This is a genomic window from Swaminathania salitolerans (genome assembly GCF_007988945.1).
Lineage (GTDB): Bacteria > Pseudomonadota > Alphaproteobacteria > Acetobacterales > Acetobacteraceae > Swaminathania > Swaminathania salitolerans.
Genome location: NZ_BJVC01000001.1, coordinates 121,499 through 143,269, shown reverse-complemented (window position 1 = coordinate 143,269; position 21,771 = coordinate 121,499). Strand labels below are relative to the sequence as shown.

Here is a 21,771-nt window from a genome sequence, read left to right as displayed (position 1 = left end):
TATGCCGACACCATGCCCATAAAAACCGGACTCACCATGCTCGACATCCAGATCCAGGCCCAGTTCCCCATATTGCAGGGAACGGGCGCTCCGGAATCGGAACAGACTCTCGTTCTCCTGACCGGTCCGGATTTCGACGTCGCAAACGGCCCCTTCTCCCGGCTCGATGCCGTAACGGGAGGCGCGTTGCGCCGGGCTGTTGCCATCTCGCGATACAAGGGGCAACGCGATCAGAGCTGCGTTCTGCTCGCCCCCTGTGCGGCTCTGGCCCGAATCGTCCTGATCGGCTGCGGCGCCGATGAAGACCTCGATGGTCCAGCCATCGAGGCAGCCGGCGGCCAGGCCGTCAAGGCGCTGCGCGGGGCCACCCATGCCGATATGGCCTTCGTCGGAAAATGCGGCGGGTTTGCCGCTCATGGCGCACTCGGCGCCGTGCTTGGCCGCTATGAGTTCGACCGGTATCGCACGCCCGATCCGGACTCTCCTCCCCGGCTGCAGCGTCTGAATCTCGGCGTGCTCGCCCCCGATGCCGTGCAGCGCGACTGGGACAGCCTGAAGGCCGTCGCTGCCGGTATCTTCCGCGCGCGCGACCTCGTCAGCGAACCGCCCAATGTCCTGACCCCGCCTGAATTCGCACGCCGGATCGAGACGCTCCGGGATCTTGGCGTGGAAGTCGAGATTCTCGACGCTTCGACCCTGCGCAGCCTCGGTTTCGGAGCGCTTCTCGGGGTTGCCCAGGGCAGCGTGCAGGAAGCCCGGGTGGCCATCATGCGATATCGCGGCTCGGAAGAGGCCCCCCTTGCCTTCATCGGCAAGGGCGTCACCTTCGACTCGGGTGGCATCTCCATCAAGCCTGCTGCGGGCATGGATGAGATGAAAACCGATATGGGCGGCGCGGCCGCGGTCGTGGGTGCCCTCGAGGCCGTTGCGCGCCGCAAGGCGAAAGCTCATGTGATCGGTGTGGTCGGCCTGGTCGAGAACATGCTGTCGGGCAATGCGCAGCGCCCGGGAGACGTGGTGCGCAGCTATGCCGGTAAAACGATCGAGGTTCTCAACACGGATGCGGAAGGCCGCCTCGTCCTCGCGGATGTCCTCGCCTATGCGCGGGAGCGCTTCCAGCCGAAGCTGATGGTCGATCTCGCCACATTGACCGGCGCGATCGTGGTCAGCCTGGGTCATGTGCGGGCAGGATTGTTCAGCAATGACGACGCCCTTGCCGGAGCCCTCTTCCAGTCGGGAGAGGAAACCGGAGAGGCTGTCTGGCGGATGCCCATGGGCAAGGCCTACGATCGTCAGCTGCGTTCGGATATCGCGGACATGAAGAACATCACCGGCCGTCCGGGAAGCGCCATCACCGCCGCGCAGTTCCTCGCCCGCTTTGTCGGAGATACCGCCTGGGCGCATCTCGATATTGCCGGCATGGCCTGGCGTGGAGATGCCGCACCGCAATGCCCCAAGGGTGCGACCGGGTTCGGCGTGCGTCTTCTCGACAGTCTCGTGCGGCGTCATGAAAGCCGGACGACCTGACCTGCATGGCGGAGATCGGCTTCTATCATCTGACGCGTTCGGCGCCGGGGGAGGCGCTTCCTCCCCTTCTCGGCCGCACGCTCGAAAGCGGAGAACGCGCCGTCATACGCTGCCGCGACCTCGCTACGGTCAAGCAGCTCGACGACGCCCTGTGGAAGGCGAAATCTCCGCTCTGGCTCCCTCACGGGAGCCGCAGCCAGGGTCATGCTGCCCGGCAGCCCATCTGGCTGACCGAAAGCGACGACGTTCCGAATGAGGCGCGTTTCCTGTTTCTGACCGATGCGGCGCCCGACCACGATCTCGCGCGCTTCGCGCGCGTATTCGTCCTGTTCGACGGGCAGGATGAGGCCGCCCTCACACGTGCCCGCGCGCTCTGGAGCCGCGCAAGGGAGGAGGGGCATGAGCTCGCCTACTGGCAGCAGCAGGCGCAAGGCTGGCGCAGGGCGAAATAAACCCGGCACAAGAGGCCGGGGAAAAGGAGCCTTACGGAACGGGCCGAACCCGCCCCGGTCTTCCGCCCCTTCCGGCCCCTGTCGCGAACCGCCCGATATCCGCGCGCGCCGCTGCCGTTCTCAGCATTCAGGCAGATTGACCGCAAGCCCGCCGAGCGATGTCTCCTTGTAACGGTGATTCATGTCGCGTCCGGTTTCCGCCATCGTCCTGATGACCTGATCGAGCGAGACGAGATGCTCGCCATCGCCGTGAAGGGCGAGAGACGCCGCATTGATGGCCTTGATCGCTCCGAATGCATTGCGTTCGATACAGGGCACCTGCACAAGACCAGCCACCGGGTCGCAGGTCAGACCGAGATGATGCTCCATCCCGATCTCGGCCGCATCCTCGATCTGGGCCGGGGTGCCGCCCAGCGCTGCGGCCAGACCGGCCGCCGCCATGGAGGAGGCGACGCCGACCTCCCCCTGGCATCCGACCTCGGCGCCGGAAATCGAGGCATTGAGCTTGAAAAGCCCTCCGATGGCCGCTGCGGTAAGCAGGAAGTCATGCGTGCCCTGACGGATCGTCGCAGGAGAAAGCGGCGCACAATACTCGCGATAATAGCGCAGGACCGCAGGAATGATCCCGGCTGCGCCATTGGTCGGCGCCGTGACGACCCTCCCCCCGGCAGCATTCTCCTCATTGACCGCAATCGCAAACAGGCTGATCCAGTCCATGATGCCATGAGCCGAGCGACTGTTCGTCCGCTCGCGTTCCAGAAGCTTCTCGTGCAGGGCAGCCGCGCGGCGACGCACCCTGAGCCGTCCGGGCAGATGGCCCCGACGGGTCATGCCGCGCGCGATACAGCGCATCATCGCATCGACGATCCCGTCGAGATAGGCTTCGATTTCCGAAGCGGGTCGAAGCGCCATCTCGTTTTCCATGACGATCCGGGCGATGCTGCATTGCTGTGCGTCCGACCGTGCAAGAAGCTCCGCCCCGCTGGCAAACGGATGAGGCACCGATGGCAGGGTGTATCCCGTGCTCTCGGTAGCGGATTCGGGCACGATGAACCCTCCGCCCACCGAGCAGAAGCGCGAGAGCGCCAGACATTGCCCGTCGGATGACAGAGCCTCGAACTGCAATGTGTTGGGATGAACCGGAGGCGAAGTCTCCCGATCCAGAACGAGATCGCATTCGGGGTCGAATGCCAGATGCCACGCGTCGCAACGCACGAAACCGGTCCGGTGAACCTCCGACAGAATGGCCTCCGCCTCATCCGGATCGATCGTCGCGGGAAGCGCCCCGCACAGACCGAGAATGACGGCCTTGTCGGTCGCATGTCCCTCTGCCGTCCAGGCCAGCGAACCGTACAAAGTGACCCTTGCGCGATGGATCGAACCGTCGGCAGGCAGGGACGAGGCGAAACGCTGTGCGGCCCGCATCGGCCCGACAGTATGGGACGAAGACGGACCGATACCGATCTTGAAGAGGTCGAACAGGCTGATCATGCGGGTCCCGGAACGTGGAAAGCGGAGCGTTTCGCCGCACATGAACGATATCGCCTGAGCGAGTTCATTCCTGCGGGATGGGCTACGGCGAAGAGGGTGGATGCTATCTGGCCGTGCCGACCGGACGAACGCAACCCGCCGAGTCCAGGAGCGGATGGATCTGCGGTCTTTTTTTCCGGACGGGAGAAGCCCGGGTCTTTTGGGGCTCCGTCCCTCTTCCCGGAGGTTACAGCTGGGCGAAGTGCCGCAATGTCGGCAGATCGACGCGCAGATAGGCGGCGATCTCCTCGGCGGGGCAACAGGCGAGCCATTCGGGCAATGACAGATCGTGATAATGATCCGACTGGAAGATCTCGAGCGCAAGAAGAGGATGGCGGCCCGTATTGCGCATGGAATATCCCCGGGCGCGGGGCGTTCGAAGGACGGTCCCCGGCACGAATCCGGTCTCGCGTGACCGGCCCCCATCGTCGAGACAGGTGAGCGCGGCGCAGCCCTCGAGACAGATATGCCAGGTCGCGGTATTGAGATGCCAGTGCAGCCCGGTGCTGCATCCGGGATGCAACGCGACGAGGGCTGCGGAGGGCGCGTCGGGATCGTGGAAACGATCCCCTTCGATCACGCGCAGAGTGCCCCAGTCCGTCTGCCGGGCGGGCTGGGCGTCTTTCCTGTGACAATAGCCGCGCTCCTGCGGGCCATCATCTCCTTCCCGGCGGTGTGAAGGCACCCCCGCATCGGAATCGCCCGCGCTCGTCCCGATGTCAGCGCTCGTCCTTATGCCAGCGCCTGCCCTCACGAGAGCGAGAAAGCGCACCCGTTGCGATCCGAGACAGGCGATGCGTCCCGTCATGCGGGAGGGAATGCTCCAGGCATCGCCCTCGCGGAGGCGCAGAAGCCGGGCGGGCTCCGGTCCTTCGCCGCTCAGGATCAGCTGGGCCTCACCGGCGAGCACGACCCCCCAACCGGTCGCGTGGCAGGATGAGGGCTCGTGCCGGGCGCCGAGCGCGCGATGAACGATGTGACATTCGGCCCCGATCCGGATGGTCCTGCCTGAGAGCCCTATGGCACAGGCTTCGATCGGGAGAGACGGCGCGCGCTCCGCACGCGCCACGGCGCCCCCGCGAAAGAAGCTGAAAAACCGACGATCCAGAGCTTTCATGGTCGCTCTCCCCTTCGGATGACCCTCTTCGAATGACGAAGACCGAAGCCGGAACGCCTCCGCAGCCCCGATCCGGCCCGGTTGCGATCCGGCCCGACTGCGATCCGGCATGGGCACGATAACGTCCGATCGGTCAGGAACGCGTTATCCTCGCATTTTCGTGATGATCTGGCTGCCCGGTTAATCGGTCGTGAAGACGAACGTGCCCGGTTGCGAAACGCTCTGCTCTTCACAGTCAGAGGAGATCTTCATGAAAACGGTCACGTTTCGCAATGGGGTCAGCGTTCCGGCGCTGGGTATGGGAAGCTGGAATCTCGGGGACTCGAAGGCGAATCGTGCGGATGAGGTGGCAAGCCTCAGAGCCGGTCTCGATTCCGGTCTGAGCGTGATCGATACGGCAGAGATGTATGGCAGTGGCCGTTCCGAACAGCTCGTGGGTGAGGCGATCGCCGGGCGCCGGGACGAGGTTTTTCTCATCAGCAAGGTATTGCCTTCCCATGCCAGCCGAAGCGGCACACGACAGAGCTGTCAGGACTCCCTCCGTCGGCTGGGTACCGACCGGCTGGATCTGTATCTGCTGCACTGGCGCGGCAGCGTTCCTCTCGAAGAGACGGTCGATACGCTGATCGCGCTGCAACAGGACGGGCTGATCCGCCAGTGGGGCGTCTCGAATTTCGATACGGAGGATATGGAGGAGCTGGACGCGATCGCAGGAGCGGAGACATGCGCGGCCAATCAGATTCTCTATAATCTGGAAGAACGCGGCGCGGAATTCGACCTTCTGGCACGGGATCGGGAGAACGATATCGTGACGATTGCCTATTCGCCGCTGGGCCAGGGAGGCGATCTGCTTCACGATCCCGTCCTTGCAGAAATCGCGCGAGACCATGAAACGGCGTCCGGCCCCGCCACGCCGGCCCAGATCGCTCTCGCCTGGACGATAAGCCGCAGCAATGTCCTCTCCATTCCCAAGGCAGGGTCGCTGCGCCACTTCAGGGAAAACAGGGCCGCGCTGGATATCGTTCTAACCTCCGGGGATCGCGACCGGCTCGATGCGCGTTTCGGCCCGCCGCGCCACAAGACGCCGCTCGCGATGATCTGAGGCGGATCCGTCGCCAATCCCGCGCGTGCCCGCAAGGCGCGAGACAGGAAGGTGGCGAACGCGCGTGAACAGGGGCGCGTGTGAACAGGGGCGCGCGTGCACAGGGGAGAGTACGAGGAGAGCGCAGTAGGGGGGAAATCGGCGAGCCCCGCGATTGGGTGGCAGCCGAATCTGCGCTAAGGACGAGGGAAACCCGCAATCGTGCCGTCAGGATCGCTCCCTGTTTCTCGCTTCGCCCCTTTTTCCCGTACTCGTCTGCCTGACGCTGCGCGGCCTGACATCCCGTCTGGCGTTTCGTCATGGCAGGGCGATACGGAGCGGTTTGCTGGCGCTTCAGGCCCTGCTGGCCTGCTGGGGCTGTCTTCTGCCCGACGGGACACCGGCAGGACTCTTCGCGTTCGACGCTCTGACCGCGTGCTGGTTCCTGATCTGGACCTTCGGACTGCTCTCGCGGCATCCGCAGCTTTCGGGGGCGACTGAGCTTTTCGGAGGGCTCGGGCTTCTGTGTCATGAAACGGCCTATGCCGTCATCTGCATGACCCTGTGCCTCGCCTTCTGGCAGCGCAGCCGCCCGAACGGCATACACCCGCATGGCCAGAACCCGCATGGCCAGAGACCGGATAACGGGCATTCGGGCGGCTGGCGTCTGGGTCTTTTCGCCCCGGCCGGTTGCGCAGCCGTGGCTTTGCCATCGATACCCTCCCTGCTCGGTTTCGGTGCCGTGCCGGGTCTGGCCATGTTGCCGGCCCTGTCCGAATTCCCGATCCTGGCCTGGTCTCTTTTCGTCCCCCCATTGCTCGTCATGAAGGGCATGACCTGGCCGCTGATCCTGATCGCATCCGGCACGGTCGTTACGCTGCTCGCGCCGTCGCGATACGCCCGTCAGGCATGGCCCGTTCTTCTTCTCGGTCTTACGCTGGCGGCAAGAGCGGGCGGCCTGCCCGACACGGCACTCGCAGGAGGCGAAGCCCTCGTGCTCGCCCTCGCGCTCGAGGCAATGGGCCGTCATGGATGGTCCCTGCTCTTTCACATTCCGCTTCCCCCTCTGGCCGGGTTTCTGCCGCTCTGGCTGGGGCTGCACGTCGTCAACGGACTCTGCTCGCTCTCTCCCGCCTGGACGGCGGGCGGGATGATGCTCGGCCTTGCGATCGGTCTCATCATGCTGCGCGGCTGGAAAACCGGCTGGGACCGTCTGGCCGCCGGGGCCGGAGCGGGAGCCGGGGCCGGAACGGGAGCCGAGGCCGGACGAAACGCAGCGGGATCGGTATCCGCCCTCACGCTCGGGCTGATCCTCTCTGTCTGTCCCGGCCTGCTGATCGGCCTCGTTCATCCTGCGCTGCTGCGGCTCAGCGATGCCGGGCCGGATATCTGGCGTTCCTGGCCGATCTGGTCGATCGCGGGCGGAGATGGCACCTTCTGGTATCCGGCGGCGATCTTCCTGCTGCCTGCGCTCCTCGCTCCGGCGATCCTCGGCACCCTTCCGGCATCGCTCCCGCCCTTTCCGCGCTGGCCCGTATCGTCCGGCCTCTCCTCTCCTGCCCTTCGCCTTCCCTGGGCGATGCGGCGTCCCGTCGTGCTCCTCCGGCGACGATATGCCGGGACGGTGGCTCTCGGCCATCGCGGCGCGACGGCACGCGCATTCGCCAAGACCATCGCAAGAGCCGGCGTGATCCTCTGGATCGTCGTCCTCGCCATGGCTCTGGCCTGGCTGGGCTGGACGTCATGATCGCCCCCCTCGTCCTGTCGCTTCTGACAAGTATCGGGCAGCTGATCCTGCTCGCTCTCCTCGCGCCTTTCCTGACGGATCTGGATCGTGGCGCGTCCGCCGTGCTCGGGGGAGAAAAAGCCCCCCCGCCGGGATGGCGCTGGCGACAGATACGCGCCGGTTGGCGACAAGGCGGGCCGCTCCCCCCTGTCGCATGGCTCGGTTTCTGTCTCACCCTCCCTGTCCTGTCGGGCCTGCCGCTCGCACGCGCCAATACCCTGTTCGGCTTCCTGTCCGAGCCTGCGCTTTGCGGCGTGATGCTCATTGCGGCCGCAGCGCCCTGCTGGATACACGCACTGACCGGAATGCCGACACGCGCCCTCACGCGCACGCTTCACGATGGCCTCGCACGACGCGGGCGGACCCTTCTGCTGCTCGTTCCGCTCCTGACCCTGAGCGGCACGCTCATCGCGGTAGGGTTACCCGGCGCGGGCACCTTGACCGGCCTTCTCCAGCAGCGCCAGCTGCAACCCGCCCCGGCCCTGATGGGCGGACTTGTCTTCATCGCCGCCGCCCTCATCCTGAGTCTCGACGGACTCTTTCTCGACGACCGGTGGCACGAGGTCCTGATCGCCCGCACGACCGGTCGCCATCGCAGCGTCCTGCGGATCCATCACGATCTCCTCCGCTGCGGCTGGACCCTCATGATCGCCGATCTTCTCTGGCCCGGTTCCATCGCCGTGGGAGACACCTCCACGCGCCACGATCTTCTGCTCTGGTCTCTCGTCGCGCCGGTCAAGCTGGCGGTCGTGACGGGATTCGTCGCCCTGGCCCGTCTTCTCAGGCCTCTGCCTCCGACCCGCCTTGCCCTCGTCCTCGCAGGCGGGGCGATCCTGCTCACCCTCGCCGGGAGGATCGGGGTATGATCGTTCTGCTCGGCCTGACCCTTCTCGTGGCCCTGGCGGCCATCGGCAGGGACGCCCGGATCCTGCCGCTTCACGGAACCTGCGGTGCGGCCTCGGTCTCCCTGATCGGTCACGGACCGCCCGCCCTTGCCGTTCTCGTTCTTCTGCCGGTTCTGAACGGCATCGGCTGGATCCTGCTCGGACGTCATGCCTCCTGGCAATCCGGCGATCTGCGCGAGCGGCGCCGGATACGGCAGGCAGCCACCATCGCAACCGCGGCGGCCATTCTGCTCACCCTGCTCACGGCGCTGGCCGCTACCCCCGGCCTGCCGGTTCTGATCTGCATCGGGCTGGTTCTGGCCGGACTCTGTGCCGCTGCGCTCCCCGCCCCCTTGCTCCAGCTCGTCGGGCTGCTCTGCATGCTGAACGGATTGCTGCTCCTTGGCGGCTATTGCCAGAGCTGGCCGCTGGTTCTCGCTGCGCTGCTCGTCTGGCTCGGGCTCATCGCGCTGTCTTCATGGCTCATTCCGCGTCTCGCCTGGCTGCGTCAGGAGGACCCGGGCAATGTCTGAAACCCTCCGTCAGATCGCGCAGTTTCTGGTTCCGACATGGCCGCTCCTTGCGACCTGCCTGATGAGCCTCCTGCCCGGGAACCGGGTCTCGCCGGCCGCACGCCGTTTTGCCGTCGGTGGCGCGATACTGTCCTGTGTCCTGATCCCCTTCCTGCCCGCAGCGGATCTGCTCACCCGGTGGTCGTGTCTTCTGGTTTCGGTCATTCCGCTCATGTCCTGGCGCGAAGACGCGCGGCGCATCGCCTCGTCGCTCTGCTTTCTCGCCTGTTCGGTCATGCTTCTGGCTCTCGTCACGCATGACGTCCTGATCGTGATGTCGCTGACGGCCTGCGCCGCCATGCTTCTCGCCCTGCACGAGACGCTCGTGACGACGCGTGCCCGTCTCGCCTGGGATCTGATGCGCGCCCGGCTCCTCGGGCTCATCCTGGCCCTTCTCGGGACGAGCCTGACCAGCCTCGTGCATGACCCGTCCACCCTGCGTCTGGGCGATCTCTTTCTGGCCATCGGCCTGTGCCTTCTTGCCGGATCCGGCACGATCCTGCCGCAGCGGCTCTCCGACAATCCGGCGGACAGAAGGGCGGCGGTTCTGGACATGCTTCTGTGCATCGGTGCCGTCGCCCTCATGCTTCGCCTCCCCGAACGCGAGATCACCCATCTGGTCCTGCTTTTCGCCGGTCTGGGCGGGCTATGGCTTTGTGTCCTCGCGCGGCAGGATGGCGCGCAGATGGCCGTCGCACTCGCCACGCTTTCCGCTGCCTGCCCCGGCGGTCTCGTCCCTGCCCTGCTCTTTCTGACAACGGGCCTCGCACTCTCGGCCGATCCGCGCCTGCCGGAACCGACGCGCAGATGGATCGCTTGCTGCCTGCCGCCCTGGCCGGGATTTGCCGCGATGTGCGGTCTTGCGGTCGGACTGTTCCGGTCGGGTGCCCTGCCCGTCATTCTCTGTCTGACGGCGCTCGGCATCCAGGCGGCGGGGGCGCGCTTCGATCGTCCGGACCCGCGCGACCGGCGCGAGAGGGTTCTCCTCGCTCTCCTGCTGTCGGGCGGGCTCGCCGCCCCTTTCCTCCTGACCCGCATCTGGCCCCTGATCTGGATGGCCCCATGACGTCGACTCCTGCACGCATCGATCCGGCAAGACCCGGCCATGACGGAGAGACCCGCTCGGAATCCCGATCGCCCGGGGGGGCATGTCAGGGCATGACCGGTTTCATCCGTCAGGGAGAGGCCCTGACACCGTTCCATTTCGCGCTGGACGAAGCGCAATGGCGCACGCTTCTGACACGGACGCCCGGCTGGTTCATCGCCCATTGGTGCGACGATACGCGCGCCTATGCCCTGTTCCTCGATCAGGAAACGCCGCTTCTGGCCAGCACGCCGCTGATCGAGGGACGATATTTCGCCCTGTCCGCCGCCCTCCCCCCGGCATCCTGGCCCGAACGTATCGCCCAGGATCTCTGGGGGAGCCTGCCTCTGAACGCCAGCGATACCGAGCCCGCCATCGATCGTGGCGGCTGGGCGAGCATCTCGCCGCTCTCGCGACGCTCCGTCCAGTCGGATCATGCGCCACCCGATCCGATTCTGGTCGACTCCCTCCAGACCGACATGCAGCCTCTCGCCTGGCGAAAGCAGCGCCTGATCCCCGGAGCCGCTCACAGGGGCCTGTTGCGGGATCTGCAGGGGCGCCGCCCGGAGGAGGCCCTGCCTCTGCTCGGTCGTCTGCACGCGGCTGCCTTCGTCGCGGGGCCGCTTGCCTATACGCGCGCCATCGAACAGGCCCTGGGTCTCGTCCCGTCGGCAGAGATGCGCGATGCCCGGATCCTTCTGTCCGAAGTCGAGCGGATCGTCGTCCATTGTCGCGATATCGCCCTCATGGCCCGCCTCGCCGGCTTTCCGCTGCTCGCCACCCATGCCGCTCTGGCCGAGGATCTCTGCGCTTCTCTCTGCGCCGATCATGGCGGCAACCGGCGCCTTGCCGATTCCCTCACGCCCGAAGGGATCGCACCGGGGCTCGATATCCGCGCGCTCGCCCGGCATCTTCACGATGCGATGATGCCGAGACTGCCCGTTCTCGAGGGGCTGCACGGCCGGATGGCCGAGAGGCTCGAGGGACTCGGGCGCCTCTCCCCTTCGCGCGCCGAATATCACTGCATCGGCGGACTTGCCGGACGCGCATCGGGTCGCTCGTTCGATCTGCGCCAGCGTGAGGACGACATGCGCCACGTCCCCGGCCGCGCCGGATCGCACCTCTCCGGTGACGGCTGGGCCAGGCAAAGCCTGCGGCTTGCCGAGATCCGGGATTCGCTCCGGCGCATCGAGCGCGTCTCGTCGCAATTCGGGGCCACGCTCCCCGCCCGCCCCGAGCCGGGCGCGGGGAGCGGCGAAGGGATCGGCGCGGTAGAGGGGCCGCATGGCGAGATATGGTGCTGGGTGCGCCTGAAGGATTCCTGTCTCGACGGATTCTATCTGCGCGATCCGGCGCTCGGTCTGCTCTGCGTGCTTCCTTCGCTTCTGCGCGACTGCGAGGATGACCGGCTCGTTCTTGCCTCGTTCGGCTTCGATCCCGGCGGAGCCGAACTCTGACCGGAAGCGCCGGGCGTTTTCCTGCACCAGGCGTTCTCCTAAGTCAGGCGTTCTCCTGCGTCCGGATCTCGGTCGCGGGTTGCATGGAGGAGCTGACGGCGCGCCACAACCGTGTCGTGAACATGACCAGACTGGTGAACGCCGTCGCGTAGCAGGCTCCGGCGAGCGACCATTGCGATGTCAGCAGAACGAGCAGTGGAAAATAGGCAAGCGTGATCCAGGTGCGATTGGTCATGAGAAACCCGATCTGCCCCAGAACCGTCAGCAGCGGCTCGAGCGGTACGACCAGAAGGGTGAGCACCGCCGAGACCAGCATGACCGAGATATAATAGGTCGTGCCCCGTACATGGATGTGAAGCATCAGCGCGAAGATGTGCCCGCCGAAAAAGGCCGCGACCAGAAGCAACAGAACCGACACGCCGCATAGCAGGAAGAAGATCTTCCAGGTGAGCCGCTTGAGGCCGGACCAGTCCTGACGGTCGCGCATCTTGACCAGTTCGGGATAGAGCACCGGCGCCAGCATCTGGGCCGGCGTCACGATCCCGTCTGCGATCTGTCGGCAGATCCGGAACACCGCGGCATCCGCCGAGCCGAGAAGCGAGCCAACGATGAGGGTCCCGACATGACCCGACACCGCGCCGAGCGTCTGGTTGATGGTGGTGGAGCGGGTGAATTGCCACATGCCGGGCAGGCGCCAGCGCCACTGGGAGAAAACGTCTTCCGGGCCGATCCGCAATCCGATCCGGTCGCGCAGGGTCCGCAATGCGAAAAAGAGAAAGAGCCCGTAATCGAGCAGAACCGCTCCGGCCCAGACGAGAATGAAATACTCCAGCCCGAGATGCAGCACGAAGCCCACGCCGGTACCGATCGTGCGGAAAACTGCCGTGATGCTGTCGCTGACCGGAACGAGATGAAACCGCTCCGTCAGGCGGAGAACGCCGTTGCTCCAGCCCGTGTACATGAAGGGCGCCACCAGAGCGTAGCCATAGGCGAGACCGCGGATCGTCGGAGACCAGTGAGCGACGTGACTGTAGATGGTGACCGAGACGAGTCCGATGACCAGCGCCCCGATCGAGGAGGCCAGATCGAGCCGGATGCAGAACCCCAGAATGCGGCGCAGGGTCTCGAGATCCCGCCGGGCATAGGGCTCGTTGCCGAAACGGATGAGCGTCTGCCAGGACTGCATGCGCGAGAGAGTCGATGCCATGATCCCCAGGGAGTGGATGAGGATCAGGAAGCCGAACTGCGTGAGGCCGAGGGCCCGGACGGCAAAGGCGATATAGGCAAAGCTGCATATCGCCGTCGCGATACGCCCCAATGTCAGGAAACTGACATTGTTCACGATACGGCGTCCGGCAGAGGACTGTTTCGACATGGAGGGGTTTTGAACGCCCGGTTCGCAAATGGAAAGGGAGGGAAGAAAAAAACTTTGCCAATGGCGCATCCGGGACCAAGTGAAGGACAAACCAGCCCGATCGAGGTCCATCGTGAGTCTTTCCCTGCGCGCCGCACCCTTTCCCGACACCATGGCGATCGCCGCCGATCCCGCCCGGCTCGAAACACCGCGCCTGATCGCACTCAATTCTTCCCTGGCCGGAGATCTCGATCTCCCGCCCGACTGGCTCGCCGGACCGGACGGCGTGGCCTTTCTCGCGGGGCAGGCCCTGCCGGACGGGATACGCCCCGTCGCGCAGGCCTATGCCGGCCATCAGTTCGGGCAGTTCGTCCCGCAGCTCGGAGACGGACGTGCCCATCTTCTGGGCGTGGTGACCGATATGTCGGGCCAGACGCGCGATATCCAGCTCAAGGGATCCGGCCCCACGCCCTTTTCGCGCAGGGGGGACGGGTTGGCGGCGCTCGGACCGGTGCTGCGCGAATATCTGGTGAGCGAGGGCATGGCGGCACTCGGTGTACCGACGACGCGCAGCCTGGCCGCACTCCTGACAGGCGAGCGCGTCTGGCGGGACACGCCGCAGCCCGGAGCCATCCTCGTCCGGGTGGCGACGAGCCATCTGCGCGTCGGAACGTTCCAGTATTTCGCCGCCCGGGAGAACCGCGAGGCCCTGGACTTCCTGAGCGCTCTGGCCATCGAACGCCATTATCCCGACGCGGCGGACACCGCGCATCCCGTCAGGACACTCTACGAAAAAGTCGTGAACGCGCAGGCGGATCTTGTCGCGCAGTGGATGAGTCTCGGCTTCGTCCACGGCGTGATGAATACCGACAACATGGCGCTTTCGGGCGAGACGATCGATTACGGTCCCTGCGCCTTTCTGGACGTCTATCGCCCCGATACGGTCTTTTCGGCAATCGATCGGGACGGTCGGTACCGGTTCGAGAACCAGCCACGCATGGCGGGCTGGAATCTCGCACGACTGGCAGAGACCCTCCTGCCGCTGATCGATTCCGATGAGGACAGGGCCCTGTCATGGGCACAGACGGCGCTCTCGGGTTTCGGCCCGGCTTACGAGGCGCATTATCTTGCCCGGATGCGCCGCAAGCTCGGCCTCCAGCTGAGCGAGGAGGCCGACATGGCCCTCGTGAGCGACCTCCTCGCCATGATGACGCGGCGGGAACTGGACTATACCCTCACCTTCCGCCGTCTCTCGAACGGCCTCTCCCTGACGGAAGGAGAGACCGATGACGGGGAAGAAAACTGGATCGCACGATGGAAGGCGAGACAGGCGCGCGAATCCCGGTCGCGGGACGATCAGCTCGCTTCCATGCGGGAAACCAACCCCGCCATCATTCCGCGCAATCATCGTATCGCCCAGGCGATCGCGGCAGCGGAGCAGGGAGATTATTCCCCGTTCCGCACGCTGCTGACGCATATCGCCACACCCTTTCGTGACGATCCGGATTACGCGACCCCGCCCATGCCCGCAGAACGCGTTACGACGACCTATTGCGGCACCTGACCCGGATACGAACACGGATTCGGGATCGGGATCGGGCAGGAACGCGCGCCCGTCACGACGGAGCGAGGCGCCGGCGCAGCTTGCCCAGCTCGCGCCTTCCCTCGATCAGGAGACCATGCGCGGAGAGCGCCGTTTCCTTGACGTCGAAAAGGGTGACATCCCCGGCGGCGGAGAGTGTGTGCATCCCCTCCAGATAGGGTGCGAAACGCTGCGGGATCGGCAGGACCTCCCCGGCCCGGGTCTCGACCCGGGTGGGGGTGAGGCTGTCGAACCAGAGCGGACGAATGCCGCCCCCATAGGTACGCGAGCAATCCTGGACCGGAAGCATGAGAACACCGTCGATCACGACGGGCGTCCCGCCGGGACGCGCGCTTGCGGGGTCGATGCGTACCGGATTCTGCGGATGCCGATGCCATGGGCCGCAAAGGGACCCGGCAAAGGCGACATGCAGGCAGCTCGGCGCCTTTTTTGCAGCGCCCATCGGGGTATAGATGAGCCACCACAGATCGTCCCTGCGACAGAGCGTCGCATCGACGGCGATCTCACCTCCCAGATCGATCTCGCAGGCAGGCTCCCACCGGTCGGGGAACTGCGTGGCCCGATACAGGGTCTGCGTGCCCGAACGATGCGCCTCTGGCAGCATCCAGAACGCGCCCTCCGCCTCGAGCACCTGCGGATAGGAGAGATGCCACGCCTCGCGCAGGACGATCTCCTTGCGGACGAGACGATAATCCGGGTCGAAGACGCAGAGTTCGATCTCACCGATCCGGTTGCGGTAATCATAGACCTCGAGAAAGACGTGAAGCTGCCCTTCATGCCACACGCCGAACGGATCCGCCCGGAACTGGAACGCACGCGGCATGGCGGGAAGCCAGCGAAACGGGATATCGCTCCAGTCGTTCTCGACAAGCAGGCGGGAGACGGGCGCGCCCAGAATGCCGGTTCTCCAGATATCCTTGCGCAACGCCATATCGCTTTCCCTCCTCGATCACGGGAGGGGTGGTTACCACCAACGCCTTCGGTTGCAAATCATGTCAGGCGACGAAACTCCGGCAGAAAGCGGCGACGGACCGGGGAAGCCCGGCGCCTTCCGGCTGCGGTCGCCTATCTGAGATCGACGCGGACGCCTGCCCGGGGGGCGGCGGGATCTGTCCGGGCCTCGAGCTGAACCTGCTCCGGCCGTGCTCCCGCACTCACGATCCGGTCTGCCACGGCCTGACCGTCCTCGCGAATCAGATGCTCGAGCGCCTCGACCTGGGCCCCCGGACTTCCGACGCGCGGAGAGACCACCGACACGACGAACAGGAGCGAGGGCTGTCTGGCCAGAGCGCGTTTCGTCGCGCGGTCGACGGCCGGTGCCCATGCTTCCTCCGGCGTTCCCGCCACGATCGCAAGAAAAGGCGCAGGGGCGGGCTTCGCGGGTGGGGCGGGCGGAATATGGGGCCGGGGCGGCTTTCCCGCATCGGGATTGAACAGACGCTGTCCGGGTGGGGCGCAGCCCGAAACCAGGACCGTGGCCAGAGCAGCGACTGCATATCGCGCAAGGCGAACCTTCAGGAAAGCACGGCTGGAAGCATTCGTCATCGTCATGACCTCAAGAACTTTCGGGAAGACCGGACACAAGCTGGAGAGCGATAACAGAAACACCAATTTTTACGAAATTTTCGAAAAGTTTTTAAGCCGCCCCCTCTCGTCTCGCGATCCAAGAATGCTATGCAAGACGCTCTTAATAACGAAACCGCCAAATGGCCGGGAGACGACAATGGCAGTGAAGATCGCGATCAACGGGTTTGGACGTATCGGACGTCTGGTTCTGCGTGGTATCATTGAAAGCGGGCGCACGGATGTCGTGCCGGTTGCGATCAACGATCTCGGCTCGGTCGAAGCCAACGCCCATCTTCTGGCCTATGATTCGGTTCACGGACGCCTGCCGGGCACGGTGCGCGTCGAGGGTGACAGCCTGATCATCGAGGCCAATGGCCGCACCTACGGCCCGATCCGCGTCTCGGCTGAGCGCGACCCGACAGCCGTGCCGTTCCAGGATGTCGATGTGGCGATGGAATGCACGGGTCTGTTCACGACCAAGGAAAAGGCCTCCGCCCTTCTGAAGGCCGGTGCACGCAAGGTCATCATCTCCGCCCCCGGCACCGATGTGGATGCGACCATCGTGTACGGCGTGAACAACGCCATGCTGACGCCGGACATGACGGTGATCTCCAACGCCTCCTGCACGACCAACTGTCTTGCGCCGGTTGCCAAGGTTCTGGACGAGGCATTCGGAATCGAATGCGGCTATATGGTGACCATCCACTCCTATACGGGAGATCAGCGCACGGTCGACACGCATCACCGCGATCCCCGTCGCGCCCGTGCAGCCGCGCTGAACATGATCCCGACCTCCACCGGCGCCGCGAAGGCGATCGGCCTCGTCCTGCCGCATCTGAAGGGACGTCTGGACGGCACCTCGATCCGCGTTCCCACGCCGAACGTCTCGGTCGTGTCGCTCGATTTCATCCCGACCCGCGCTCCGGCCTCCATCGAAGCCGTGAACAACGCGCTGCGCGAGGCTGCCGGTGGCGCGCTGAAGGGCGTGCTCGATTACAACGAGGCACCGCTGGTGAGCACGGATTTCAACCACTCCTTCGCCTCGTCGACCTTCGACGCAACCCAGACCGCTCTGGTCGATGGCGGCAAGATGGTGCGCGTCTGCGCGTGGTACGACAATGAGTGGGGCTTCTCGAACCGCATGTCGGATACGGCAGCGCTTTTCGGCAGCCTGTAAGACGAACAGGAGAACTGGGCATGACCAGCTTCAAGACACTCGACGATCTGTCACCCGAAGGAAAGCGCGTCCTGCTGCGCGCCGACCTCAACGTCCCGGTGCGCGAAGGCGCGATCACGGATACGACGCGGATCGACAGGGTGATTCCGACGATCTGCGAGCTCGCCGACAAGGGAGCGCGCGTCATCGTGCTGAGTCATTTCGATCGACCGAAAGGCCAGGTCGTGCCCAGCATGTCTCTCGCCCCGGTCGCCGAGATGCTGGAATCGAAGATCCAGCACAAGGTTCACTTCGTTCCCGAATGCGTCGGCCCCAAGGCTGAGGAAGCTGTGGCTTCCCTCAAGGATGGCGAGGTTCTCGTTCTGGAGAACACGCGCTTCCACGCCGGCGAGGAAAAGAACGACGCCGCATTCACGGCCATGATGGCCCGTCTCGGCGATTACTACGTCAATGACGCGTTCTCTGCCGCGCATCGCGCCCATGCCTCGACCGAAGGACTGGCCCGCCATCTGCCATCCTTTGCCGGTCGCCTGATGGAAGCGGAGCTGAACGCTCTCTCGGCCGCGCTCGAAAAGCCGGAGCGTCCCGTCGGTGCCCTGATCGGGGGTGCGAAGATCTCGACCAAGCTCGATCTGATCGGCAACGTCATCGGCAAGGTCGATGTGCTGTTCATCGGCGGCGCGATGGCCAACACGTTCCTGGCCGCGCAGGGTGTCGCTGTCGGCACCTCGCTCCAGGAAGCCGAGATGCACGACACGGCCCGGAAGATTCTCGATCAGGCGCGCGCCGGTGGATGCGAGATCGTCCTGCCCGTCGATGCTGTCATCGCCCGGGAATTCCGCGCAGGCGCCCCCTCCGAAGTCGTCGCGATCGACCGGGTGCCGGACGACGCCATGATTCTGGATGCCGGACCGGAAACCGTCGCGCTGATCGAGTCGAAACTGGAAACCCTCAGGACGCTCGTCTGGAACGGTCCGCTCGGCGCCTTCGAGATCGCTCCGTTCGACGCCGCGACAGTCGCTGTCGCCCGCAAGGCGGCCGCCCTGACCGACGAAGGAAAGCTCAAGACCATCGCCGGTGGTGGCGATACCGTCTCGGCGCTGCGTCATGCCGGAGTCGCTGACAGGATGACCTATGTCTCCACGGCGGGCGGCGCGTTCCTCGAATGGCTCGAAGGCAAGCTCCTGCCCGGGATCGCGGTCCTGACGGATGCCGCGCGCCACGTCTTCCCGGTCTGATTTCCAGCCCGGACAGAACGACCGGGGGCGGTTGCATCACGTTTGGTTTCCTTCTGATACAATCGCCCCTTTCCGTTTGCTTTCCCTCCCTGCCCTTCGATACTGATTCCGTATCCTGAAACGGCACGGAGGGCGACGCGATGCGCCTTGGACCTGCGCTGATCGTCGGCTTGACACTCCCTCTCGCCCTGCATGGCGCCGACGCCGCCACACCGCAGCACGATGCGGCGAAATCCGGATTTTCTTCCGCAGCACCCTATACGCTCACTCCCCGCGATGCGGTCGAACCCCTCATCAGACAGGCGACATTGCGTGCGACCGCCAGGGCGGTCACGGCCCCCGGCGCCTTCACGGATGCCCCCCTGCCCGATGACGAGATCGACGCTCCCAGGGAGCGCGTATCCGACAATGCCGCGCAGATCCGCCCCGACTTCTTCAGACGGAACCATCATGTCGTGGGAGACGCCCTGAGCGGAGGGGCCGCTGTCAACGATCAGAGGCGCGGCCACGGCTCGATGGCGGCTGGTCTGGCCGTCGCGATCCCGATGGACTGAAACACGAGGCGATCTGCGCGGGAGGATACCCGGCGCACGAGATCCGGCATACCGGATCTGTCGGGCCGGTTCCGGAGAGGACTCCGGAGCAACGGTTCAGCCCCCCCAACCGGGCATGGATGGGCGATGCGATGCCCTCAGAAACCGGCAATCACGTTGAAATCGCAGAATATGCCCCGCGAGCCGGTGCTCGCAGCCCGGCGCAGGCGCCATCCGGCGTCGAATGTCATGTTCAGATGACGGTTGACGCGGCTGTTGAGGTCGAGACCGACACTGGACAGGGTCACGACCCTGGGTCCGATCCCGGCTGGATGAACCTGGGAATTATCGCCCCAGTCCCAGAAAGCGCCGAGCGTATTGGTGTCATCCAGAACGCCGAACCCGGCCCATTTCCCGAGAGAGAAGCCCGGCGCAGTGACCTCTTCGCTGAAGGTGACGCCCCGGCTCCCGAATGAGGTGTTGACGTAATACCCCCGGACGGTGCCGATCCCGCCGATCATCAGCTGTTCGCTGTAGAGCAGATTATGCGTTGCGCCCTGCCAGCTTGCCTTCGTGTTCGCTTTCAGCCCCCAGGGCAGGGAAATGACGCGGTTGAGCGAGAGCCGGTCATAGACGTAGTTCGGCTTCGCATTCGGGAAGATCGTCTCGTACCAGCCCCGCTTGTTATAGGCGGAAATCCCGGGGGGACCGTATACGAGCTGGTTGTTGATCTCTGTCTTTCCCCAGGGGTCCTGCAACGACCCGATGAAACCCGATACGAACTGGTTGGTCTCCGCATTTGCGAGAATCAGGGGAACGGCAGCGGCGAACTGGTCGGAAATCGTCGATTTCCAGTCGAAGCCGGTCTGGAGCGTTCCATCGATCCCGAAATTCGGCCCGAATGCGATATGCGGAAGCATGTGCAGCCAGCGCAGCGAGGCCTGACCCGAAATACCCTTGTTGGAAAGAGGCTGATCCGCCACCGGATAGGAGACCGAATAGCTCCCGAAGAACAGGAGCGCATCGCGTGGGCCCAGAGGGATCTGCCAGCTCGCATTATGGTTGGTGAAGCGCCCCGAAACGCTGCGCTGGAGCTGATAGGTCAGGATATGGCCAAGATCGAACGCGTTGCCCCAGGACAGCCCCGCCGTCCAGTTCAGGCGGCCAAGCGTCGGATCGAGCTGGTTGTTGTAGGAGCCATAGACATAAAGCGGCAGTCGATCGGCGACCCTGAGATCCACATCCGTCTCCCCCGTTCTGCTTCCGGGCCGATAAACCATATCGACCGTCCTGAACGGATTGAGATTGACCCAGGCCAGATCGGTCTGGAGCCCGTCGAGCGAGAGGGTCTGCCCCGGCACAAGACCGCTCTGGTTCCGGATCGTGCGATCGGAAAACCAGCGATTGCCTGTCACGCGGATATGGCCGATCCGGTAATCGAGAACGGAGACGTGCAACACGCCGAGATGCACGCGCTGGGGCGGAATCGTGACCGTCACGAAAGCATGTCCGGCCTTGCGGTAAAAGCCTGCGACACGATTGACGAGCGCCTGTACCCCGCCGAAATCCAGAGGTCGCCCGATGAAAGGCATCATGAGCCTCGTAAATTCCGCATCCTGCAGGAGCGGAAACCCTCCGGCACTGATCGCGGCATTCCCCTGCTGGGTCGCTGTCTGCCCGGGCGCCTCGAAAACCAGCGCGCGCAATTCCGGGAGAACCGGCCGTGTCGAGCGACGGGCCACCGGGACCATGGCGCGTCCCTGCGCCGTCGGGGGGGAAAGATCGGGAGGGCTGGAAGACGGATCGGCCACGCTGCCGTACCATGGCGCACTTCTCTGCGCCATGGCGTCGAAGGCCCCTGCCGGAAGCAGAAGAAACGTCAGCAGCGCACACAGCCAGGGTGACCGGTTCATCGCGCGTCGCCCGACGGTCCCGCTCCGGCGGTCTCGAGCCGAGGCTCGGCATGATCCGGCGTTTCGACCCCGAGCAGGACATCTCCATCGGGCAGGCGATGTGCCTCATTCGCCTGGCGCAGCCCCTCGCGATTCCCCGCAAGAGCGAAGACATTCCCGCCTGCCGAAGCCAGAGATGCCGCGGCATCGGCAATGAGCGCCTTTCTGCCCTTTCCCGTCGCCCGACAGGGCGCGGGCATGACGTAGACCCCGGACGGGCCGAAGGATGCATTGAGCGTTGCACGGTCGACGGACGGAGAAGCCGGAGAATGCGAGACGGGAAAACCGGTCACGCCGATCATGACCGCCTCATCCTTTCGCGTCCCGGTCCCGGCGCCCGGCACACCTTTCAGGGCGGGCTCTGCGGGGGCGCCGCCCGCGACGAACTGACCCGATGCGACCGAACCGGGCGCCGGGCACCCTCCGGAGACAGGCTTTCCATCGGGGCCGATCAGCGTCCCGGCCGGCGTGACACGATAGACCGCACCGTTGAGCTTGACCTGTTTCTTGACCGGAGAAGGACGATTGCCGACCACGCTGTCGAGCGTCGGGTTGGCCGAGGCGGAGGCACGGGCACCCGGGGCGAACCCTCCCATGGATGCTCCTCCCTGGGATGCACCACCCTGGGCGCTCTGGGCCAGCGCGGGAGATGAGCCCCATAACCCGACAGCGAGCAGGACCGGCGCAAGCAGGACCGGCGCAAGCCGGCTTGCAGGGAGGCCCGCCCTCCATGGCATACGCGGTTCGGGGGCACATCCGGCACCAACGCCATGACGTGTCATGAGAGGCAGAAAGAGGAGGACCGGCAGTACAGGGATCGTCTTCACCAATCCGTGATTGCTGATCCTGCCGAAGAAT

The 21,771-nt window shown here is 65.2% G+C and carries 19 protein-coding genes; 12 read left to right on the top strand and 7 right to left on the bottom strand.

Annotation, left to right across the window (positions count from 1 at the left end):
- The first annotated feature begins 36 nt into the window (after positions 1-36).
- On the top strand, positions 37-1,527 hold the full coding sequence (locus tag SSA02_RS00610; RefSeq protein WP_147092606.1) for a leucyl aminopeptidase: 1,491 nt from the start codon (positions 37-39) through the stop codon (positions 1,525-1,527).
- Between the two features lie 5 nt (positions 1,528-1,532).
- Complete coding sequence (locus SSA02_RS00605; RefSeq protein ID WP_147092003.1) at positions 1,533-1,979, top strand: DNA polymerase III subunit chi; 447 nt, start codon at positions 1,533-1,535, stop codon at positions 1,977-1,979.
- 120 nt (positions 1,980-2,099) lie between these two features.
- On the opposite strand, the gene SSA02_RS00600 is transcribed toward SSA02_RS00605, so the two are convergent.
- Together SSA02_RS00600 and SSA02_RS00595 are read right to left on the bottom strand one after the other, a co-directional pair.
- Complete coding sequence (locus tag SSA02_RS00600; RefSeq protein ID WP_147092002.1) at positions 2,100-3,470, bottom strand: L-serine ammonia-lyase; 1,371 nt, start codon at positions 3,468-3,470, stop codon at positions 2,100-2,102.
- A gap of 226 nt (positions 3,471-3,696) precedes the next feature.
- The gene (locus SSA02_RS00595) at positions 3,697-4,626 is read right to left on the bottom strand and encodes a cupin domain-containing protein (protein ID WP_186807610.1); all 930 of its coding nucleotides are present in this window, start codon (positions 4,624-4,626) and stop codon (positions 3,697-3,699) included.
- Between the two features lie 250 nt (positions 4,627-4,876).
- On the opposite strand from SSA02_RS00595, the gene SSA02_RS00590 reads away from it, so the two are divergent.
- The 6 genes from SSA02_RS00590 (at position 4,877) to SSA02_RS00570 (ending at position 11,490) form a co-directional block, all read left to right on the top strand.
- Positions 4,877-5,728 (top strand): aldo/keto reductase, encoded by an 852-nt coding sequence (locus SSA02_RS00590; protein ID WP_147092000.1) that lies wholly within the window; start codon positions 4,877-4,879, stop codon positions 5,726-5,728.
- A gap of 154 nt (positions 5,729-5,882) precedes the next feature.
- The gene (locus tag SSA02_RS00585; protein WP_147091999.1) at positions 5,883-7,454 is read left to right on the top strand and encodes a hypothetical protein; all 1,572 of its coding nucleotides are present in this window, start codon (positions 5,883-5,885) and stop codon (positions 7,452-7,454) included.
- The gene (locus tag SSA02_RS00580) at positions 7,451-8,359 is read left to right on the top strand and encodes a hypothetical protein (protein WP_147091998.1); all 909 of its coding nucleotides are present in this window, start codon (positions 7,451-7,453) and stop codon (positions 8,357-8,359) included. Before SSA02_RS00585 ends, SSA02_RS00580 begins: the two co-directional genes overlap by 4 nt.
- Positions 8,356-8,910, top strand: a complete 555-nt coding sequence (locus tag SSA02_RS00575; RefSeq protein ID WP_147091997.1) for a hypothetical protein — start codon at positions 8,356-8,358, stop codon at positions 8,908-8,910. Before SSA02_RS00580 ends, SSA02_RS00575 begins: the two co-directional genes overlap by 4 nt.
- Positions 8,903-10,015, top strand: a complete 1,113-nt coding sequence (locus SSA02_RS12620; protein WP_186807609.1) for a hypothetical protein — start codon at positions 8,903-8,905, stop codon at positions 10,013-10,015. Before SSA02_RS00575 ends, SSA02_RS12620 begins: the two co-directional genes overlap by 8 nt.
- The gene (locus SSA02_RS00570) at positions 10,012-11,490 is read left to right on the top strand and encodes an NADH-quinone oxidoreductase subunit D-related protein (protein WP_186807608.1); all 1,479 of its coding nucleotides are present in this window, start codon (positions 10,012-10,014) and stop codon (positions 11,488-11,490) included. The genes SSA02_RS12620 and SSA02_RS00570 overlap by 4 nt, the downstream gene beginning before the upstream one ends.
- A gap of 43 nt (positions 11,491-11,533) precedes the next feature.
- Here the strand turns inward: SSA02_RS00570 and SSA02_RS00565 are convergent, their stop codons facing one another.
- Positions 11,534-12,865, bottom strand: a complete 1,332-nt coding sequence (locus SSA02_RS00565) for a lipopolysaccharide biosynthesis protein (RefSeq protein WP_186807607.1) — start codon at positions 12,863-12,865, stop codon at positions 11,534-11,536.
- 112 nt (positions 12,866-12,977) lie between these two features.
- On the opposite strand from SSA02_RS00565, the gene SSA02_RS00560 reads away from it, so the two are divergent.
- Complete coding sequence (locus SSA02_RS00560) at positions 12,978-14,408, top strand: protein adenylyltransferase SelO (RefSeq protein ID WP_246103533.1); 1,431 nt, start codon at positions 12,978-12,980, stop codon at positions 14,406-14,408.
- Between the two features lie 52 nt (positions 14,409-14,460).
- Here SSA02_RS00560 and SSA02_RS00555 read toward each other — a convergent pair whose 3' ends face one another.
- A complete protein-coding gene (locus SSA02_RS00555) occupies positions 14,461-15,378 on the bottom strand; it encodes a glucosamine inositolphosphorylceramide transferase family protein (RefSeq protein WP_147091994.1) in 918 nt (305 codons plus the stop codon).
- A 134-nt stretch (positions 15,379-15,512) separates the two neighbouring features.
- On the bottom strand, positions 15,513-15,992 hold the full coding sequence (locus SSA02_RS00550; RefSeq protein ID WP_246103532.1) for a hypothetical protein: 480 nt from the start codon (positions 15,990-15,992) through the stop codon (positions 15,513-15,515).
- Between the two features lie 178 nt (positions 15,993-16,170).
- On the opposite strand from SSA02_RS00550, the gene gap reads away from it, so the two are divergent.
- The 3 genes from gap to SSA02_RS00535 all read left to right on the top strand — a co-directional run bounded on the left by gap (position 16,171) and on the right by SSA02_RS00535 (position 18,982).
- Positions 16,171-17,190, top strand: a complete 1,020-nt coding sequence (gene gap, locus SSA02_RS00545) for a type I glyceraldehyde-3-phosphate dehydrogenase (protein WP_147091993.1) — start codon at positions 16,171-16,173, stop codon at positions 17,188-17,190.
- 20 nt (positions 17,191-17,210) lie between these two features.
- On the top strand, positions 17,211-18,428 hold the full coding sequence (locus SSA02_RS00540; RefSeq protein ID WP_186807606.1) for a phosphoglycerate kinase: 1,218 nt from the start codon (positions 17,211-17,213) through the stop codon (positions 18,426-18,428).
- 140 nt (positions 18,429-18,568) lie between these two features.
- Positions 18,569-18,982, top strand: a complete 414-nt coding sequence (locus SSA02_RS00535) for a hypothetical protein (RefSeq protein WP_147091992.1) — start codon at positions 18,569-18,571, stop codon at positions 18,980-18,982.
- A gap of 137 nt (positions 18,983-19,119) precedes the next feature.
- On the opposite strand, the gene SSA02_RS00530 is transcribed toward SSA02_RS00535, so the two are convergent.
- A complete protein-coding gene (locus SSA02_RS00530; protein WP_147091991.1) occupies positions 19,120-20,874 on the bottom strand; it encodes a ShlB/FhaC/HecB family hemolysin secretion/activation protein in 1,755 nt (584 codons plus the stop codon).
- The gene (locus SSA02_RS00525) at positions 20,871-21,743 is read right to left on the bottom strand and encodes a hypothetical protein (protein ID WP_147091990.1); all 873 of its coding nucleotides are present in this window, start codon (positions 21,741-21,743) and stop codon (positions 20,871-20,873) included. The genes SSA02_RS00530 and SSA02_RS00525 overlap by 4 nt, the downstream gene beginning before the upstream one ends.
- Between the last annotated feature and the right edge of the window lie 28 nt (positions 21,744-21,771).

Coding starts and splice junctions, on each gene's coding strand:
- SSA02_RS00555 (WP_147091994.1), bottom strand. CDS start 15,378: ATGGCGTTGCGCAAGGATATCTGGAGAACCGGCATTCTGGGCGCGCCC.
- SSA02_RS12620 (WP_186807609.1), top strand. CDS start 8,903: ATGTCTGAAACCCTCCGTCAGATCGCGCAGTTTCTGGTTCCGACATGG.
- SSA02_RS00610 (WP_147092606.1), top strand. CDS start 37: ATGCTCGACATCCAGATCCAGGCCCAGTTCCCCATATTGCAGGGAACG.
- SSA02_RS00590 (WP_147092000.1), top strand. CDS start 4,877: ATGAAAACGGTCACGTTTCGCAATGGGGTCAGCGTTCCGGCGCTGGGT.
- SSA02_RS00535 (WP_147091992.1), top strand. CDS start 18,569: ATGCGCCTTGGACCTGCGCTGATCGTCGGCTTGACACTCCCTCTCGCC.
- gap (WP_147091993.1), top strand. CDS start 16,171: ATGGCAGTGAAGATCGCGATCAACGGGTTTGGACGTATCGGACGTCTG.
- SSA02_RS00570 (WP_186807608.1), top strand. CDS start 10,012: ATGACGTCGACTCCTGCACGCATCGATCCGGCAAGACCCGGCCATGAC.
- SSA02_RS00600 (WP_147092002.1), bottom strand. CDS start 3,470: ATGATCAGCCTGTTCGACCTCTTCAAGATCGGTATCGGTCCGTCTTCG.
- SSA02_RS00530 (WP_147091991.1), bottom strand. CDS start 20,874: ATGAACCGGTCACCCTGGCTGTGTGCGCTGCTGACGTTTCTTCTGCTT.
- SSA02_RS00565 (WP_186807607.1), bottom strand. CDS start 12,865: ATGTCGAAACAGTCCTCTGCCGGACGCCGTATCGTGAACAATGTCAGT.
- SSA02_RS00580 (WP_147091998.1), top strand. CDS start 7,451: ATGATCGCCCCCCTCGTCCTGTCGCTTCTGACAAGTATCGGGCAGCTG.
- SSA02_RS00575 (WP_147091997.1), top strand. CDS start 8,356: ATGATCGTTCTGCTCGGCCTGACCCTTCTCGTGGCCCTGGCGGCCATC.
- SSA02_RS00605 (WP_147092003.1), top strand. CDS start 1,533: ATGGCGGAGATCGGCTTCTATCATCTGACGCGTTCGGCGCCGGGGGAG.
- SSA02_RS00540 (WP_186807606.1), top strand. CDS start 17,211: ATGACCAGCTTCAAGACACTCGACGATCTGTCACCCGAAGGAAAGCGC.
- SSA02_RS00595 (WP_186807610.1), bottom strand. CDS start 4,626: ATGAAAGCTCTGGATCGTCGGTTTTTCAGCTTCTTTCGCGGGGGCGCC.
- SSA02_RS00550 (WP_246103532.1), bottom strand. CDS start 15,992: ATGACGAATGCTTCCAGCCGTGCTTTCCTGAAGGTTCGCCTTGCGCGA.